This window comes from Streptomyces sp. NPDC048416, assembly GCF_043200435.1.
Taxonomy (GTDB): domain Bacteria; phylum Actinomycetota; class Actinomycetes; order Streptomycetales; family Streptomycetaceae; genus Streptomyces.
In genome coordinates this window covers 32,218-49,045 of record NZ_JBICXU010000032.1, presented here as the reverse complement: position 1 = coordinate 49,045, position 16,828 = coordinate 32,218, and the positions used below count along the sequence as shown (strand labels likewise).

General features: G+C 72.9%; 13 protein-coding genes. 6 read left to right on the top strand and 7 right to left on the bottom strand.

Features of this window, described 5'->3' with window-relative positions; translation table 11 throughout:
- Positions 1–198: 198 nt before the first annotated feature.
- The 4 genes from ACGFW5_RS29560 (at position 199) to ACGFW5_RS29545 (ending at position 6,062) form a co-directional block, all read left to right on the top strand.
- A complete protein-coding gene (locus ACGFW5_RS29560) occupies positions 199–1,539 on the top strand; it encodes a M18 family aminopeptidase (protein ID WP_393837369.1) in 1,341 nt (446 codons plus the stop codon).
- A gap of 97 nt (positions 1,540–1,636) precedes the next feature.
- Entirely contained in the window at positions 1,637–1,858 is a 222-nt protein-coding gene (locus ACGFW5_RS29555; protein WP_393837368.1) for a DUF6458 family protein, read from the top strand.
- Positions 1,859–2,061: 203 nt separating this feature from the next.
- Entirely contained in the window at positions 2,062–4,842 is a 2,781-nt protein-coding gene (locus ACGFW5_RS29550; RefSeq protein WP_393837367.1) for a BTAD domain-containing putative transcriptional regulator, read from the top strand.
- Between the two features lie 209 nt (positions 4,843–5,051).
- Positions 5,052–6,062, top strand: coding sequence for a DUF4232 domain-containing protein (locus tag ACGFW5_RS29545; protein ID WP_393837366.1), 1,011 nt, complete (start codon positions 5,052–5,054; stop codon positions 6,060–6,062).
- Here ACGFW5_RS29545 and ACGFW5_RS29540 read toward each other — a convergent pair.
- Positions 6,059–7,894 carry an NHL domain-containing thioredoxin family protein gene (locus tag ACGFW5_RS29540; protein WP_393837365.1) on the bottom strand — a complete coding sequence of 612 codons (1,836 nt, stop codon included), beginning with the start codon at positions 7,892–7,894 and terminating at the stop codon, positions 6,059–6,061. The two genes, ACGFW5_RS29545 and ACGFW5_RS29540, sit on opposite strands and share 4 nt — an antisense overlap.
- A 77-nt stretch (positions 7,895–7,971) precedes the next feature.
- Here ACGFW5_RS29540 and ACGFW5_RS29535 point away from each other — a divergent pair, with 77 nt between their 5' ends.
- Positions 7,972–8,469, top strand: coding sequence for an LURP-one-related/scramblase family protein (locus ACGFW5_RS29535; protein ID WP_393837364.1), 498 nt, complete (start codon positions 7,972–7,974; stop codon positions 8,467–8,469).
- A 610-nt stretch (positions 8,470–9,079) separates the two neighbouring features.
- Here ACGFW5_RS29535 and ACGFW5_RS29530 read toward each other — a convergent pair.
- The gene (locus tag ACGFW5_RS29530) at positions 9,080–9,859 is read right to left on the bottom strand and encodes a carbon-nitrogen family hydrolase (protein ID WP_393837363.1); all 780 of its coding nucleotides are present in this window, start codon (positions 9,857–9,859) and stop codon (positions 9,080–9,082) included.
- A gap of 165 nt (positions 9,860–10,024) precedes the next feature.
- On the opposite strand from ACGFW5_RS29530, the gene ACGFW5_RS29525 reads away from it, so the two are divergent.
- Positions 10,025–10,849 (top strand): maleylpyruvate isomerase family mycothiol-dependent enzyme, encoded by an 825-nt coding sequence (locus tag ACGFW5_RS29525; RefSeq protein ID WP_393837362.1) that lies wholly within the window; start codon positions 10,025–10,027, stop codon positions 10,847–10,849.
- A 15-nt stretch (positions 10,850–10,864) separates the two neighbouring features.
- On the opposite strand, the gene ACGFW5_RS29520 is transcribed toward ACGFW5_RS29525, so the two are convergent.
- The 5 genes from ACGFW5_RS29520 to ACGFW5_RS29500 all read right to left on the bottom strand — a co-directional run bounded on the left by ACGFW5_RS29520 (position 10,865) and on the right by ACGFW5_RS29500 (position 16,828).
- Entirely contained in the window at positions 10,865–12,163 is a 1,299-nt protein-coding gene (locus ACGFW5_RS29520; RefSeq protein WP_393837361.1) for a nitrate/nitrite transporter, read from the bottom strand.
- A complete protein-coding gene (locus tag ACGFW5_RS29515; protein ID WP_393837360.1) occupies positions 12,160–12,828 on the bottom strand; it encodes a GntR family transcriptional regulator in 669 nt (222 codons plus the stop codon). Before ACGFW5_RS29515 ends, ACGFW5_RS29520 begins: the two co-directional genes overlap by 4 nt.
- Positions 12,829–13,023: 195 nt before the next feature.
- Entirely contained in the window at positions 13,024–14,043 is a 1,020-nt protein-coding gene (locus tag ACGFW5_RS29510; protein WP_393837359.1) for a hypothetical protein, read from the bottom strand.
- A gap of 381 nt (positions 14,044–14,424) precedes the next feature.
- Entirely contained in the window at positions 14,425–15,837 is a 1,413-nt protein-coding gene (locus ACGFW5_RS29505) for a dihydrolipoamide acetyltransferase family protein (protein WP_393837358.1), read from the bottom strand.
- A gap of 10 nt (positions 15,838–15,847) precedes the next feature.
- Complete coding sequence (locus ACGFW5_RS29500) at positions 15,848–16,828, bottom strand: alpha-ketoacid dehydrogenase subunit beta (protein WP_393837357.1); 981 nt, start codon at positions 16,826–16,828, stop codon at positions 15,848–15,850.

The following is a 16,828-nucleotide window of genomic DNA, read 5'->3' as shown; positions in this document are numbered from 1 at the left end:
TCCGTCACGGGCGGGTGGGTGGGAAAACCCTCGGGGTCTGGGGCGCAGCCCCAGGGCGCCGCACCCCCAAGTAGCCGCACAGGATGGGGGCCGCCCGCACCCCCTGCCGGGGGACGGGAGGGCAGACCCCGCGAGGGCAAACGGGGCAAGACGCTCGGCGCCCGGAGGCGGGGTCGGGCCGCCGTTAGGGTGGCGGGCATGAGCACACCCTCCCGCTTCGACCGCGGCCACACCGACGACCTGATGACCTTCCTCGCGGCGAGCCCGTCGCAGTACCACGCCGTGGCCAACGCGGCCGCTCGCCTGGAGAAGGCCGGGTTCCGGCAGGTCCGGGAGACGGACGCGTGGGACGGCACGCACGGCGGGAAGTACGTGCTGCGAGGCGGCGCCATCGTGGCCTGGTACGTGCCCGAGGGCGCCGCCCCCCACACCCCGTACCGGATCGTCGGCGCCCACACCGACTCCCCGAACCTGCGCGTGAAGCCGCAGCCCGACTCGGGGGCGTACGGCTGGCGGCAGGTGGCCGTCGAGATCTACGGCGGGACGCTGCTCAACACCTGGCTCGACCGCGACCTCGGCATCGCGGGCCGCCTCACCCTGAAGGACGGCAGCCACCGCCTGGTCAACGTGGACCGGCCGCTCCTGCGCGTGCCGCAGCTCGCCGTTCACCTGGACCGCTCGGTGAACACCGACGGGCTCAAGCTCGACCGCCAGCGTCACCTCCAGCCGATCTGGGGCCTGGGAGACGACGTACAGGAAGGCGACCTGATCCGCTTCCTGGAGGAGGAGGCCGAGCTCGACGAGGGCGCGGTGGCCGGCTGGGACCTGATGCTGCACTCGGTTGAGGCGCCCGCCTACCTGGGCCGCGACCGTGAGCTGGTGGCCGGTCCCCGGATGGACAACCTGCTGTCCGTGCACGCCGGAGTCGCGGCACTCGCCGCCGTCTCCACCGCCTCCCCCACTTCCGGCACTTCCCGCACTTCCACCACTTCGGCCGCCGACGAGCTGCCCTTCATCCCGGTGTTCGCCGCCTTCGACCACGAGGAGGACGGCTCGCAGGCCGACACCGGCGCCGACGGCCCACTGCTCGGCAACGTCATGGAGCGTTCGGTGTTCGCGCGCGGCGGCACGTACGAGGACCGCGCCCGCGCCTTCGCCGGAACCATCTGTCTGTCGTCCGACACCGGGCACGCCGTGCACCCCAACTACGCCGAGCGCCACGACCCCACGCACCACCCGCGTGCCAACGGCGGCCCCATCCTCAAGGTCAACGTGAACGCCCGGTACGCCACCGACGGCGCCGGCCGCGCCGTGTTCGCGGCGGCCTGCGAGCGCGCCGGGGTGCCGTGGCAGACCTTCGTGTCCAACAACGCGATGCCCTGCGGCACGACCATCGGCCCCATCACCGCGGCCCGGCACGGCATCCAGACCGTCGACATCGGTGTGGCGATCCTGTCGATGCACAGCGCGCGCGAACTGTGCGGCGCCGACGACCCGCACCTGCTCGCGGCCGCCCTCACCGCGTTCCTGGCAGGCTGAGTCCCCGACCCGTACAACCACCGCACCGCGCAAAGGGATTGACCGTCCGGGGCCCGGGTACTCGGACGGTCCACCACCTTTCACGGAGGCGAGATCCATGGGCTTGGGCGGCTGCATCATCCTCATCGCGGTGGGGGCGATCCTCACGTTCGCGACGGACTGGCACGCCAGCGGCGTGAACGTCGACGTCGTGGGCCTGATCCTGATGGCCGTCGGCATCATCGGCGTGGCCGTCTTCACCAGCGTGCTGCGCAGGCGGCGCGTGGTGCCGGGCGCGACCGTGGTGGAGGAGGAACGCCACCACGACGGCCTCCTGTAACCGAGCCGAACCCACCGGCCGTTCCCCGGCCGCCCCAGTGGCTGTGTCCACCGCCTCACGTGACCCGTGCCACCTGTGGCCCGGGGAGTGAGCCCTGCCCCCGCGACCCCGCGTATCCTCGACTGTCCGGACCCCGACCAGGTCAGGACAGGTCAGGACAGGTCCGGGAAGCCGGGAACGGGGAGCTAGGGGGTACCGCCACCGTGGAGTTCCGTGTCCTGGGGACGGTCGCCGTGGCGACGGAGGACGGCGCGTTCCTCGCACTCGGCCCGGCCAAGCGGCGCAGCCTGCTGGCCATGCTGCTGCTCCAGCCCAACACCGCGGTCTCCGTGGAACGGCTCACCGAGGCGCTGTGGGACGAGGAGCCGCCCCTGCACTCGCGCACCGTCCTTCAAGGGCACATCTCGCGGCTGCGGGCGCTGCTGGCCGAGCACGGCGCCGAGGCGTACGGCATCGAACTGGCCACGCAGGGCCCCGCCTACGTCCTGCGCCTGCCCGAAACCCTCATCGACGCCCACCGCTTCGAAGAGCTCGTCACGCTCGCCCGCGGCCGGCACCGGCCCGACGACGCGGTGCTGATGCTGCGCGACGCGCTCGCCCTGTGGCAGGGACCCGCGCTCACCGGCACCGTCGCGAGCCCGCCCCTGCAAGCCGCCTCCCACACCCTCGAAGAGCTCAGGCTCGCCTCCGTGGAGGCCCTTGCCGAGGCGTACGGGGAGCTCGGCGAGCACGGCCGCGCCGCCGCGGTCCTGCGCACCGAAGCCGTCGCCCACCCCCTGCGCGAGCCCCTTTCGGCCGCGCTGATGCTGGCGCTGAGCCGGTCCGGGCGCCAGTCCGACGCCCTCGAATGGTTCCACCGCACCCGCCGCCTGCTCGCCGACGAACTCGGCGTGGATCCGGGCCCCGCGCTCTCCGAGGCGTACGCCGTCGTCCTGCAAGCCGGTGTCCCCCCTGTCGCGGCCGGGCCCGCCTCCACCGCCGAGCCCGAACTCGCCTTCACCGTACCGGAGTTGCTGCCGCGCAGGCCGCGCGGCTTCACCGGCCGGCACAACGAGCTCACCGCTCTCGGGCTCGCCACCGCCGGGCAGTACGGCGCCATCGCGCTGGTCACCGGCGGCGCGGGCGTCGGCAAGACGGCGCTCGCCGTGCACTGGGCGCACGAGCGCCAGAACGACTTCCCCGACGGCCGCCTCTTCGCCGACCTGTGCGGCTACAGCGACACCCCGGCCCGCCACGTCACCGTCGTACTGCGCGAGTTCCTGCTGGCGCTCGGCGTGCCCGTGCAGCGCATACCCGAGACCGAGGCCGGCATGGGCGCGCTCTACCGCTCCCTGACCGCCGACCGCCGGATGCTGGTCGTGCTCGACAACGCCCGCGACTCCGAGCAGGTCCGCCCGCTGCTGCCGGGCGGCGACCACAGTGTCACCCTGGTCACCAGCCGCGACCGGCTCGGCGGTCTCGTCGCGTCCGACGCGGCCCGGCCCGTCCGCCTCGACGAGCTGCCCACCGCCGACTGCACCGCCCTGCTGGCCGCCGTGCTCGGCGAGAACCGCGTCGCCGCCGAACCCGAGGCCGCCGCCCACCTGGCCGGCCTCTGCGACGGCCTCCCCCTCGCGCTGCGCGTCACCGCCGCCCGCCTCGCCGCCCGCCCCCAGTGGACGCTGGCCACGCTCGCCGGTGAACTCGCCGACGAGCAGCGCCGGTTGGGGCTGCTGCGCGTCGAGGACACCGGGGTGGCGGCCGCCCTGCACCTGACCGTGCGGCAACTGCCCGAACAGGCCCGCCGGATGTTCTGCGCCCTTGGCCTGCACACCGGCTCCGAACTCGACCGCTACAGCGCCGCGGCGCTCGCCGGCTGCACCCCCGACCAGGCCGCCGCCGCCCTCGAACGGCTCGCCGCCGCCCACCTGGTGGTCGAGTCGGGACCCCACGGCCCCGCCCACATCCCGGCCCGCCCGGACGCTTCGGCCCGCCCGGACGCGCCGAGCCGTACGGACGCGCCGAGCCGTACGGACGCGCCGAGCCGTAGGGACGCGCCGGCCCGCCCCGACGCGTACGCCCTTCACGACCTCGTACGCCTCTACGCCCGCGCGCTCGCGCCCGAGGCCGACCCGGACGGCCTCACCCGCCTCCTGGACCACTACCTGCACACCGGTCTGGTCGCGACCGCCACCGCCGAGCCCGGCAGCCAGCCCTGCTTCACCCCGCCCCCCGGGGCCCGGCGGCCCGCCGCAGTGCGTGAGTTCGAGGACCGCCAGGCGGCCCTCGCCTGGTACGACGCCGAGCGGGCCACCCTGCGCGGCGCGGTCGCCGCCGCCGTCACCGCCGGGATGCACGACCGGGCCTGGCGGCTCGTCCTGCTCCAATGGCCGCTCATCCTGTGGCGGGTCCGCGACGGCTGGGTCCCGCTCCTCGAACAGGCCCTGGCATCAGCCGAGTTGGAGCAAGAACTCGACGCGCAGTCCCGCACCCGGGCCCTGCTGGGCTGGGTGCTGCACGAGGAGGGGCGCTACGACGAAGCGCTTGCCCAGCTGGAGAAGGCCCCCGACCTGGCCCGCCAGGCCGGCGACGTCACCAGCGAGGCCATCGCCCGCATCAACCTCGCCCTCATCCTCACCCAGTACGGCGAGATCGACCGGGCAGGCGACCTGCTCGCCCACGCCCTCACCCTGGCCGGCCGTGTCCGCGACCGCTCCACCGAGATGCTGGCCCACCAGCACCTCGCCCGGCACTTCCTGAACGCGGCCGCCCATGAGCTCGCCCTCGAACACTCCCGCCGCGGCCTCGAACTCGGCCCCTCGCCCGAGGCGATCCCCCGCCGGGTCCTGCTGCGCACCAGCTACGGCGAGGCCCTGGCCGGGCTCGGGCATACCGAGGAGGCGCGGCGCGAACTCATGAACGCGGCCCGCGAGGCCGACGACCACGGCTACGAGGAGGGCGCTGCCGCCGCCCGCACCCACCTGGCCGAACTGCCGCCCGCCTGACCGTTCTATTGTCTGACCGTGCGCCCGACCGCCCGTACCCGCGCCCCGGCATCGCTCGCGCGACGCGTCAGCTGAACGACCGGGATGCCGGTGAGGCTGGTGGGACGCATGTGGGCGAGCGATGTGTGTGGGCGAGCGGTGTGCCCGGCACACGGACTCGAATCGGACCTGACCTGACCTGACCTGACCTGACCTGACCGGGAGACGCGATGCGTGAACGCGAACGCGAACGCAGGCGCAGCCGCATGCGCGTAGACGTACGGGTAGGCGCAGGCGTGGGCGTACGCGTGGGCGTCGGCGGAGGCGTAGGTGTGGGTGTGGGTGTGGGTGTGGGCACGACCGCCGGGGTCGGGGCGGGCGCGGGCAGCGGTAGCGGCGCGGGCAGCGACCCGGCCGTCGGCACGACCTCCCGTGTCGTTCCCGCCCTGCTGTGCGCGGTGTTGTGCGTCGCCGCCCTGACGGCCTGCACCGACCGCGTCCCGCCCGCGGCGTCCGGCTCCGGCTCCGGGACCACGACGGTGGCCGGCGGCTCCCACTCGCCGGAGTCCGGGACCTCGCGCGAGCGGGCCGGCTCCCGGCCCTCCGTTCCCGCGTCCGGCAACGGCAACGGCAACGGCACGGCCGAACCGGGTCCGACGTCCGGTGCCGCCGTCTCCAGCGGCGCCCTCGGCGCCACTCCGGCCGCCCTGCCCGTCCCGCCCACGCACTCCCCCTCGCCGAGCGCCACGGGCGCGCAGCTCCCCACGCGCCCGGCGGACGACGGCGGCGAGGACGCCCGCGTCTTCTGCTCGCCCACCGCGCTGTCCTTCACCTTCCGTGTCGCGAACGGCCCATCCGGGGGCGGCGGTTCACGGCACGGCGCCGACGCCCGGGTTCAGGACGACGCCGTCCTGGTGGCCCGCAACACCTCCGGCCACACCTGCGTCCTGCGGGGGCTCGCGGAGCTGACCGTCACCGACGCCACCGGCCGTCTGTCGATCCCCTCCGCCCTGACCGAGGCGGCCGCGAAACCCTTCGCCCTGCACCCGGGGGCGGGCGGGACGGCGCACGTGCGCTACCTCACCCTCCCCGGCTGCCGGGGCACCACGGTGCGGGTGACGCTGCCCGGCTTCGACAGCGCGAGCACCGTGCCGGCCCTGGACGCGCACGGCCGCCCGGCCACCCTGTCCGTGTGCGGGCCGGCCATACGCACCGGGGAGTTCAAGCCGGGGTTCGGCTAGCCGGCGGACGTCTGGTCCGCCGCGGGGTCCATCCCGGCAAGCACCAGCGGCAGCCGGGTCACGCCGGCCTCGGCGATCCGTACCGGCACCCCCCAGTCCTGCTGGTGGACGTGGCAGGCGGGGTACTCGTTCGCCGGGTCGTCGTCGCAGGAGGCCGCCATCGCCGACACGTGCAGCACGCCCTCGGTGACGTCCGGGTTCAGGCTCAGCTCGCGCGCGAGGTCCGTACCCGTACCCTCGCCCGCCAGCAGCAGCTCGGGCGGGGTCGAGGAGACGAGAAGCCGGGTGGAGGGCCCGTACCGGGTGTCCAGTTTCTGCCCCGCGGGTGCCTGGAAGACCACGTCCAACCGGAGCCCGCCCGGGGCCACTTCGGTCGCCGCGCGCCGGGTGCGGTGGGCCACCGCCTCGACCCGTACGGCCTCGTCGGGCAGCCGCAGCCGGGTCAGCCGGTGCCGCGCCGACTCGACGACGACGATGTCGTCCCCCACCAGCACCGCGCCGCTCGGCTCCCTCAAGTCCGTTGCCAGCGTGCTCACTTCACCGCTGCTCGGGTCGTAGCGGCGCAGCGCGTGGTTGTACGTGTCCGACACGGCGACCGAGCCGTCGGGCAGCGCGGTGACGCCCAGCGGATGCTGGAGCAGGGCCTGCGCGGCGTCCCCGTCGCGGTGCCCGAAGTCGAAGAGTCCCGTACCGACGGCGGTGTGCACCGCGCCCTCGGTGTCGACGTAGCGCAGCGCGGACGTCTCGGAGTCGGCGACCCAGAGCCGGTCCTCGGTGGCCGCGAGCCCGGACGGCTGCGCGAACCAGGCCTCGGCGCCCGGCCCGTCCACCAGGCCCTCGTTGGTGGTGCCGGCCGCCACCTCGACCGTCCCGGTGGCGGGGTCGTACGTCCACAGCTGGTGCACCCCGGCCATGGCGATCCACACCTTGCCCCGCCACCAGGCCACGTCCCACGGCGAGGACAGGTCGACGTCGAGCGCGGGCCCGGACGTCGGCTGCCCCTGCCACCACTGCCTGCCGGTCCCCGCCAGCAGCTCGATCTCCCCGCTCACCGGGTCGAAGGCGCGCAGCGCGTGATGGACGGTGTCGGCGACGACCACCCTGCCGTCGGGGAGCAGCGCGAGCCCCTGCGGCTCCTTGAACTGCCCCTCCCCGCCGATCCGCCGCACGACGCTCTCACCGTCGGGGGCGAGCTCGACCAGCTGGTGGCGGGTGGTGTCGGACACCAGGAGGTTCCCGCTGGGCAGCACGAGCGCCTTGCCGGGGAAACGCAGGTCGGTGGCGACGGGCTCCGGCGGCACGTACGGGCCGTCGCCGCGCCGCAGCGTGCCCTTGGCGCCGTGCTCGGCCTCCAGCTCCTCGACGAGCCGTTCAATGGCGTGGGCGTGACCCTCGCCGGCGTGCTGGGCGACGACATACCCCTCGGGGTCGATCACCACGAGCGTGGGCCAGGCCCGCACGGCGTACTGCTTCCAGGTCGCCAGGTCCGGATCGTCGAGCACGGGGTGTTCCACGCCGTACCGCTCGACGGCGTCGACCACGGCCTGGTGCTCGGCCTCGTGCACGAACTTCGGCGAGTGCACGCCGATGATCACCACGGTGTCGCGGTGCTTCTCCTCCAGCTCGCGCAGTTCGTCGAGGACGTGGAGGCAGTTGATGCAGCAGAACGTCCAGAAGTCGAGGATCACCGTCCGTCCGCGCAGCTCGGCGAGGGTGAGCTCCTTCCCGCCGGTGTTCAGCCAGCCGCCCTTGCCGATCAGCTCGGGGGCACGGACTCGGGCACGTCGTCGGGGCGCGGGCGCGGGGGTGGGCGCCGGGGCGGCATCGTTCATGCTTCCAGCTTGCCATCCCGGTATGAACAGCTCGTGTCGCCGTTCGGCGGGGCTCCGGGACGGGCAGGGGTGTAGCCATGAAATACCTCGTGCGGGACAAGATCTTCGCGATCGGCGACGACTACTGGATCGAGACGGAGGACGGCCGCCAGGCCTTCCTCGCCGACGGCAAGGCGCTGCGGCTGCGCGACACCCTGGAGCTGAAGGACCCCTCGGGGCGGGTGCTGATCACGCTGCGGGAGAAGATGTTCAGCCTGCGGGACGCGATGACCATCGAGCGGGACGACCAGGCCCTGGCGACGGTGCGCCGCAAGCGCCTCTCGCTGCTGCGCAACCACTACCGCGTGAACCTGGTCGAGGGCAGCGAGCTCGACGTCACCGGGAAGATCCTGGACCGCGAGTTCACCGTCGAGTACGAGGGTGAACTGCTGGCCCACGTGTCGCGCAAGTGGTTCCGGGTGCGCGAGACGTACGCGGTGAATGTGGTGCGGGAGGACGCGGATGCGGCGCTGATGATCGCGGTGGTGATCTGTGTGATCCGCATGGACGAGAAGGAACGCGACCACGCGACCTGACCCCCACCCCGCGCAACCCCCCACCCCGGCGCCCTCCAGGGGCCCAGCCCCTGCCACCCCGGCCGCTCTACTGGGGTGCGGCCCGCTGCCACCCCGGCCGCCCTACCGGGGCGCGGCCCCGCTGCCACCCCGGGTGCCCTACCGGGGCGCGGCCCCATTGCCATCCCGGGTGCCCTACAGGGGCGCGGCCCCGCTGCCACCCCGACCGCCCTACCGGGGCGCGGCCCCATTGCCATCCCGGGTGCCCTCCAGGGGCGCGGGGAACTGCGCGACCAGCCCCTACCGACCCGCAGCCGGAATCGCCACCGAGGACCCGGGGCTCCGCCCCGAACCCCACACGCGCCTGAACGGCGCTCGTCCTCAAACGCCGGACAGGCTGAAGACGTCACCCCCGCCCCACACCAAATCGCCCAGCGAGGCAGCATGCCAACCCCGCCCGACACCAACCCCCCAAGGGGCGCGGGGAACTGCGCAACCAGCCCCCACCGGGCCGCGGCCGGAGACGAGACCGCAGACCCGGGGTCCAGACACGCTGAAGACCCCGACCCCGCCCGACACCCAACCCCCAAGGCCCGCGGGGAACTGCGCAACCCAGAGACCCCCCAGCCCCCTACAACCCCGGCACCCTGTCCTTGAGGGCCGGAAAGACCTCCCGCGTCTCGGCGACCCTCGCAGCGTCGAGATCCACGGTCAGAATCTCCTCACCCCGTCCCGCCTCCGCCAGCACCTCGCCCCACGGGTCGACGACGACACTGTGCCCCGCCTGCTCGACCCCCGCATGCGTCCCGCCCGTCCCGCAGGCCAGAACGTACGCCTGGTTCTCGACCGCCCGCGCACGCGCCAGCAGCGTCCAGTGGGCGCGGCGGCGCTCGGGCCAGCCCGCCGAGACGACCAGCGCATCGGCGCCCGCGTCGATCAGGCCGCGGAACAGTTCCGGGAAGCGCAGGTCGTAACAGGTGGCCAGCCCCAGCGTGAGCTCGGGCAGCGGCACCGTGACGAGGCGGTCACCCGCGCCCATCAGCACCGCCTCGCCCTTGTCGAAGCCGAACCGGTGGATCTTGCGGTAGCTGTGCGCGAGCGCCCCGTCGGGCGAGAACACGAGGGAGGTGTTGTAGAGCGCGCCGTCCTCACCCCGCTCCGGAACCGACCCGGCGTGCAGCCAGATCCCGGCGTCCCTGGCCGCCTCGGACATCGCCTGCGCCGTGGCGCCGCGCAGCGTCTCCGCCTCGTCCGCGAAGAGTTCGTAGGCGAACGCGCCCACCGTCCACAGCTCGGGGAGCACGACCAGATCGCTCGCCCGTTGCTCCCGTACCAGTGAACCCACCCGATGGCGACGGGAATTGACGGACTCGTCGGGGTTTACGTCAATCTGGATGAGCGAAGCGCGCACAGTACCACCGTCCTGGCCTTCGAGCCGTCAGCACTATGGGAAACAGCCTACGATCGTCACACGAAAGCACTGCCGGGGTGCTGCCCGGCAGCGTAACTTAGCGACCAAGCCTCCCACGCAGTCCCGCAGTCCAGCCCGCGTACAAAAGAACCGCCGAGGGGTCCCGTGACCGTCCATCCCAGCCTTCAGACCTACGCCGATGCCTGGACCCACTCCATCGAAGCGATATCGGAGCTGGTCCAGCCGCTCGTCGAGGGCGAGTGGAACCGCGCGACACCGTGCCCCAACTGGTCGGTGCGCGACATCGTGTCGCACATCATCGGCATGGAGTGCGAGCAACTGGGCGACCCGAGGCCGATCCACACCCTGCCGCGCGACCTCTTCCACGTACAGACCGAGTTCGCTCGCTACATGGAGATGCAGGTCGATGTGCGCCGGCACCACACGGCGCCGGAGATGACCTCCGAGCTGGAGTACACGATCATCCGCCGGGCGCGTCAGCTGCGCAACGAGAACCGTGACCCCGACACCAAGGTGCGCGCCCCGCTCGGCGCCGAGCAGACCCTGGAACTCGCGCTGCGGATGCGGGCGTTCGACGTGTGGGTGCACGAGCAGGATCTGCGCTGGGCCCTCAACAAGCCGGGCAATCTGGACTCTCCGGGTGCGTACGTGGCCCGCGACATCCTGCTGAGCGCGCTGCCCAAGGTCGTGGCGAAGGGCGCGGGCGCACCGGTCAACTCGGCGGTCGTCTTCGACATCCACGGGCCGCTCGAATTCCTGCGTACGGTACGGATCGACGCGGACGGCCACGGCACCATCGACGGCGCGCCGTCGCTCGGCCCGCTGGCCACCCTCGCCATGGACTGGGAGACGTTCCTGCGGCTCGCGTGCGGCCGGGTCCGTCCGCACGCCGTCGTCGACCGGGTGAAGGCGGAGGGCGACCAGGACCTGGCCGACGCCATCCTCAGGGAGTTCGCGGTCACCCCGTAGGGCGAGGCGCCCCCGCTACACGGGCACATGCACCGCTTCCACCCTGCTCGCCACCAGCCGGTCCCGCTCGCGGCGCTGGGCCCGCGCCCGCAGCCGCAGGATCTGGGCCAGACCCAGCGCCTCCAGGAAGAACACCGAGGAGAACGCCACCCGGTAGTTGTCCCCGGTCGCGTCGAGCAGCACGCCCACCGCGAGCAGTGTCGTCATGGAGGCGATGAAGCCGCCCATGTTGGTGATGCCGGAGGCGGTGCCCTGGCGCTCGGGCGGGTTGGCGGGGCGGGAGAAGTCGAAGCCGATCATCGAGGCGGGCCCGCACGCGCCGAGCACCAGGCACAGCGTGACGAGCAGCCACATCGGCGCGTGCGCCCCGGGACAGGCGATGGTGGCGGCCCACATGAGGGCGGTCGCCCCCACGGTGCCGAGCGCCAGGGGCAGGCGGGCCGCGTGGTGGCGGGCTATGAGCTGGCCGTACACCAGGCCGATCACCATGTTGGAGAGCACCACCAGGGTGAGAAGGCCGCCGGCCGTCCCCCGGTCCAGGCCCTGCGCTTCGACGAGGAACGGCATGCCCCACAGCAGCAGGAACACCATCGCGGGGAACTGGGTGGTGAAGTGCACCCACATCCCCAGCCGGGTCCCCGGCTCGCGCCACGACTCGGCGATCTGACGGCGGACGAACGCCGCGCCGGCGTGGTGGGCGGGCGGCGGCTCGTGGCCCTCGGGGTGGTCACGCAGGAAGAGCAGCAGCAGGACAAGGACGACGACTCCGGCGAGCGAGCTGCCCGCGAAGGTCTGTGTCCAGCCGACGCCGTGCAGGGCGCGGGCGATGACGAGGGTGGACACCAGGTTGCCGGCCATCCCGAACAGCGCGGCGACCTGCCCGATCATCGGGCCGTGCTTGGCGGGGAACCAGCGCGAGCCGAGGCGCAGCACGCTGATGAAGGTCATCGCGTCGCCGCAGCCGAGCAGCGCGCGGGAGGCGAGCGCGGTGGCGTACGAGGGGGAGAGCGCGAAGCCGAGCTGCCCGACGGTGAACAGGACCGTCCCGAGCACCAGGACCTTCTTGGTGCCGAGCCGGTCGACCATGAGGCCGACGGGTATCTGCATCCCCGCGTACACCAGCAACTGGAGTATGGAGAAGGTGGAAAGGGCCGAGGCGTTGACGTGGAAGCGGTCGGCGGCGTCCAGGCCCGCGACACCGAGCGAGGTGCGGAAGATGACGGCGACGAAGTAGACGCCGACGCCTGTGCCCCATACGAACGCGGCCCGGCGCCCGCCCAGTGGCTGCGGGGCCGGCAGTACGGCAGAACTCATCGGTCGTCCCCCCTGACCAGGACCTTGACCCAGCTCAGGTGCTGGCGCACACAGTGCGCGGCGCGCTCGCCGTCGCCGTCCCTGATCGCGGCCAGCATCTCCTCGTGCTCGGCGATGTTCTTGGCGACGCGGTCGGGCTGGGCGTGCATGACGGCGACGCCCATGCGCAGCTGCCGGTCGCGCATCTGGTCGTAGAGGCGGGCCAGGATCTCGTTCCCGGCGTTGCGCACGATCTCGGCGTGGAAGCAGCGGTCGGAGACCGCGAGCGCCGCCAGGTCGCCGGCGGCGGCCTGTGCCTTCTGTTCCGCGAGCAGTTCCTGGAGCCGCACGACGAGACGCGCGGGCGCGGGCACGGCTCTGCGGACCGCGAACTCCTCGACGAGCAGCCGGGTTTCGACCACGTCGGCGGTCTCCTGTGCGGAGACGGCGAGCACGAGGGCGCCCTTCTTCGGATAGAGCTTGATGAGCCCTTCGACTTCGAGCTTGAGCAGCGCCTCGCGCACCGGTGTCCGCGACACCCCTACCGCCTCGGCCAGTTCGCCCTCGGTGAGCAGCGTGCCGCCCTCGTAGCGGCGGTCGAGCACCGCCTGCTTGACGTGCATGTAGACGCGGTCGGCGGCGGGGGGCCGCTTGGTGACGGGGGCGGGGGCGGGGGCGGAAGACATGCGCACAGGATAGATACAACAGGGGTGCATCTGGAACCACCGTCCGGATCGCGGGACGGGGCGGAACAAGGCGGGGCGGGGCGGGGCCGGGTGAGGTGGGGCCGGGGCGGGGCGGGGCGGGGTCGGCTCTGGACAGGGCGCTGCCCCGGACGCGCCAGGCGCCCGGGGCAGCGGGTTCGAGCGATGCGTACGCGGTCAGCGCCGGTTCGCGGCGCGGCGGCGCAGGACCGTGTAGCCCGCCCCGCCCACCAGCACGAGCCCGGCGGCGCCCGCGGCGAGCGCCGGCGTGTCGCTGGACTGCTCCTTGAACTCGGCGCCCGCCGCGACCGCGCCCTTGGGCACGACGGAGGTCTGGCCCGCCGTGTTCACCGACGGCGCGGAGGACGGGACGGACGGCGTCTTGGCGGGCGTGGCGCCGTTCAGCGTGCACCCCTTGGGGAGCTTCGGGAAGTTCTGGATGGCGTACTGGGACCCCGCGCCGCCCTCCACCTTCGACTTGAGCTGCGGGGCGGTGCCGTAGGGGTTGAGGATTTCCGCGTAGATGCCGGCCGACGCGGGCAGCTTGGGGTGCTTGCGGTCGAGCGTGCCCAGCGAGGGGACCGGGGTGCCGGGGCCGTCCTGGAAGGTGACCTTGGGGCCGTTCGGGCTCATGGTCAGCACCGCGGCGGTGCCCGCGCCGATGGAACGGCTCTGGGTGACGGTGCAGCCCTTGGTGGTGACGCCGCTCGCCGCGGGGGCGCCGGGCTTCGTGGTGGGCTTGCTCGCGGGCTTGCCCTGGGGCAGGGCGTACGTCTTGGCGGTGCCGCCGGGAGACGTGATCCTCACACTCGGGGTGGCGCCCGACGCGTTGATCAGCTCCGCCTTGAGGCCGGGCACGTACTCGTGGGCGGTGGACACCGGCTGGTCACGGTTCACGACGGCGATGACCTTCACGGCCCAGACGTCGCCCGGCTTCCAGCCGGGGCCCACGGCGCGCAGCCAGACCTCCGGCCCCTCGGCGCCGTTGCGCAGCACCGCGAGCACACCGTGTGTGGCGTCCTTGTGGACGAGGACCTTCTCGCCGTCGTAACGCGGGTTCGCAGACTGGCTCGCCGCGGGCTTGGGGGCGTCGGCGGCGAAGGCGACGGCCGGGGTGAGGAGGGCTCCGGCGAGTGCGGCGACGGCGATCGCGGCGCGGAGCGGGGTACGGAGCGAGGTACGGGCGTAGGTCGACATGAACGACTCCAGGGCACAGGGCGGCCGGACGGCCGAAGGAGGAAGAAGGAGAGGTCGCATGCCGCCTCCTCTGCCGGGTGGGGCCGTTGAGGCTGGGCGGGGCTGCAAGAACAAACCTAGGGAGCACCTGTGCGAGAAGCGTCCGCTCCCTGTCACGGGAGCGTGACAGACCTCACGTCCGGGCAGCCCCGCCGCCCGTCACACCACTGTCCGCTTCCCTCGCGGCCCTGTCCACCGGGCTCACGCACGGCACCGGTTTCCGGACGCACCGCGGCCCCCGGCGCGTCCGGGGACGCATCGGGGGCCGCGGGCCAACCGCCGCTGGGAACAGCCGTGTCGCAGGAGCGGTCAGCCCTGGGGGCCGGGCCGGTCAGGCACTGCTCAGGCCCAGGTGATGAGGCGCTTGGGGCGCTCCAGGACGGCTGCCACGTCCGCGAGGACCTTCGAGCCGAGCTCGCCGTCGACCAGCCGGTGGTCGAAGGAGAGCGCCAGCGTGGTGACGTGGCGCGGCTTGACCTTGCCCTTGTGGACCCACGGCTGGAGCTTGATCGCCCCGACCGCGAGGATCGCGGCCTCGCCCGGGTTGAGGATCGGAGTCCCGGTGTCCACGCCGAACACGCCGACGTTGGTGATGGTCACCGTGCCGCCCGACATCGCCGCGGGAGACGTCTTGCCCTCGCGGGCCGTCGACACCAACTCGCCGAGCGATGCGGCCAGTTGCGGCAGGGTCTTGGCGTGGGCGTCCTTGATGTTCGGGACGATCAGACCGCGCGGGGTGGCCGCGGCGATGCCCAGGTTCACGTAGTGCTTGAGCACGATCTCCTGGTTCACCTCGTCCCACGCCGCGTTGACGTCCGGGTTGCGCTTGATCGCCACCAGGAGCGCCTTGGCGATCAGGAGCAGCGGGTTGACCCTCAGGCCCGCCATGTCCTTGTCGGCCTTCAGCTCCTCGACCAGCTTCATCGTCCGCGTCACGTCGACGGTCACGAACTCCGTGACGTGCGGCGCCGTGAACGCCGAGCCGACCATGGCCTGCGCGGTCGCCTTGCGGACGCCCTTGACGGGGATCCGCGTCTCGCGGGCGTCCCCGGACTGAACGGCCGGAGCGGGAGCGGGAGTTGTTTCACGTGAAACAGGGGTCGCTTCGGCGGGGGTGGGCGCCGCTGCGGCGTGCACGTCCTCGCGCGTGACGACGCCGTCGGGGCCGGTCGGCACCACGGTGGCGAGGTCGATGCCGAGGTCCTTGGCCAGCTTGCGGACCGGGGGCTTGGCGAGCGGGCGGTCCGGCGCGGGCGCCTGGCCGTTCAGCTCGGTCTGCACGGCACGCAAAGCCTCGGCCGGGGCCTGCTCGGGGACGGAAGCACCCTTGCGCGGGCGGCGCTTGGTGGAGGCCTCGGAGACGCCGTAGCCGACGAGGACGGGCTGGCGGCCCTTGGGCGCCTCCTCCTCGGGGGCTTCGGCGGGCACGGCCGGTGCCTCGGGTGCGGCGTCCTGGGCGGGCGCCGCGGCCGAGGGGTCCTCGGTGCCCGGGGCCACGTCCACGGTGATGATGGACGTGCCCACGTCCACCGTCACGCCCTCCTCGAAGTGCAGGGAGCGCACCACACCGTCGTAGGGGATGGGGAGTTCGACGGCCGCCTTCGCGGTCTCGACCTCGCACACCACCTGGCCGTCGGTGACGGTGTCACCCGGCTGCACGTACCACTTGAGGATTTCCGCCTCGGTGAGTCCTTCGCCGACGTCCGGCATCTTGAACTCGCGGTAGCGGGCTGCGTTCTCAGTCATTGTCGTCACGACCATTCCCTCAGTACGCCAGCGAGCGGTCGACGGCGTCGAGCACCCGGTCGAGACCCGGCAGGTACTCCTCCTCCAGGCGGGCCGGCGGGTACGGGGCGTGGTAGCCGCCGACCCTGAGCACCGGGGCCTCCAGGTGGTAGAAGCAGCGCTCGGTGATCCGGGCGGCGATCTCCGCCCCGGCGCCGTAGAAGACCGGAGCCTCGTGGACGACGACCAGGCGGCGGGTGCGCTCGACCGAGGCCTGGATGGCGTCGAAGTCGATGGGCGACATCGAGCGCAGGTCCAGGACCTCGATCGACTTGCCCTCTTCCTGCGCGGCGGCCGCGGCTTCGAGGCAGACCTTCACCATCGGTCCGTACGCCACCAGCGTCAGGTCCGAACCGGCGCGCGCCGTACGGGCCTTGTGGAGCGGGTCCGGGATGGCCTCCGTGTCGAGCTCGCCCTTGTCCCAGTAGCGCCGCTTCGGCTCGAAGAAGATCACCGGGTCGTCGCACTGGATGGCCTGCTGCATCATCCAGTACGCGTCGGACGCATTGGAGGGGCTGACCACCTTCAGGCCCGCCACGTGCGCGAACAGCGCCTCGGGGGACTCGCTGTGGTGCTCGACCGCGCCGATGCCACCGCCGTAGGGGATGCGCACGACGACCGGCAGCTTGATCTTGCCGAGCGCGCGGGCGTGCATCTTGGCGAGCTGGGTGACGATCTGGTCGTACGCGGGGAAGACGAATCCGTCGAACTGGATCTCCACGACGGGCCGGTAGCCGCGCAGGGCCAGGCCGATCGCGGTGCCGACGATGCCGGACTCGGCGAGCGGGGTGTCGATGACCCGGTCCTCGCCGAAGTCCTTGAACAGCCCGTCGGTGACCCGGAAGACGCCGCCGAGCTTGCCGACGTCCTCACCCATGACCAGGACCTTGGGGTCGGTCTCCATCGCCTTGCGCAGCGACTCGTTGATCGCCTTGGCGATCGGCAGCTTCTGAACGGCCAT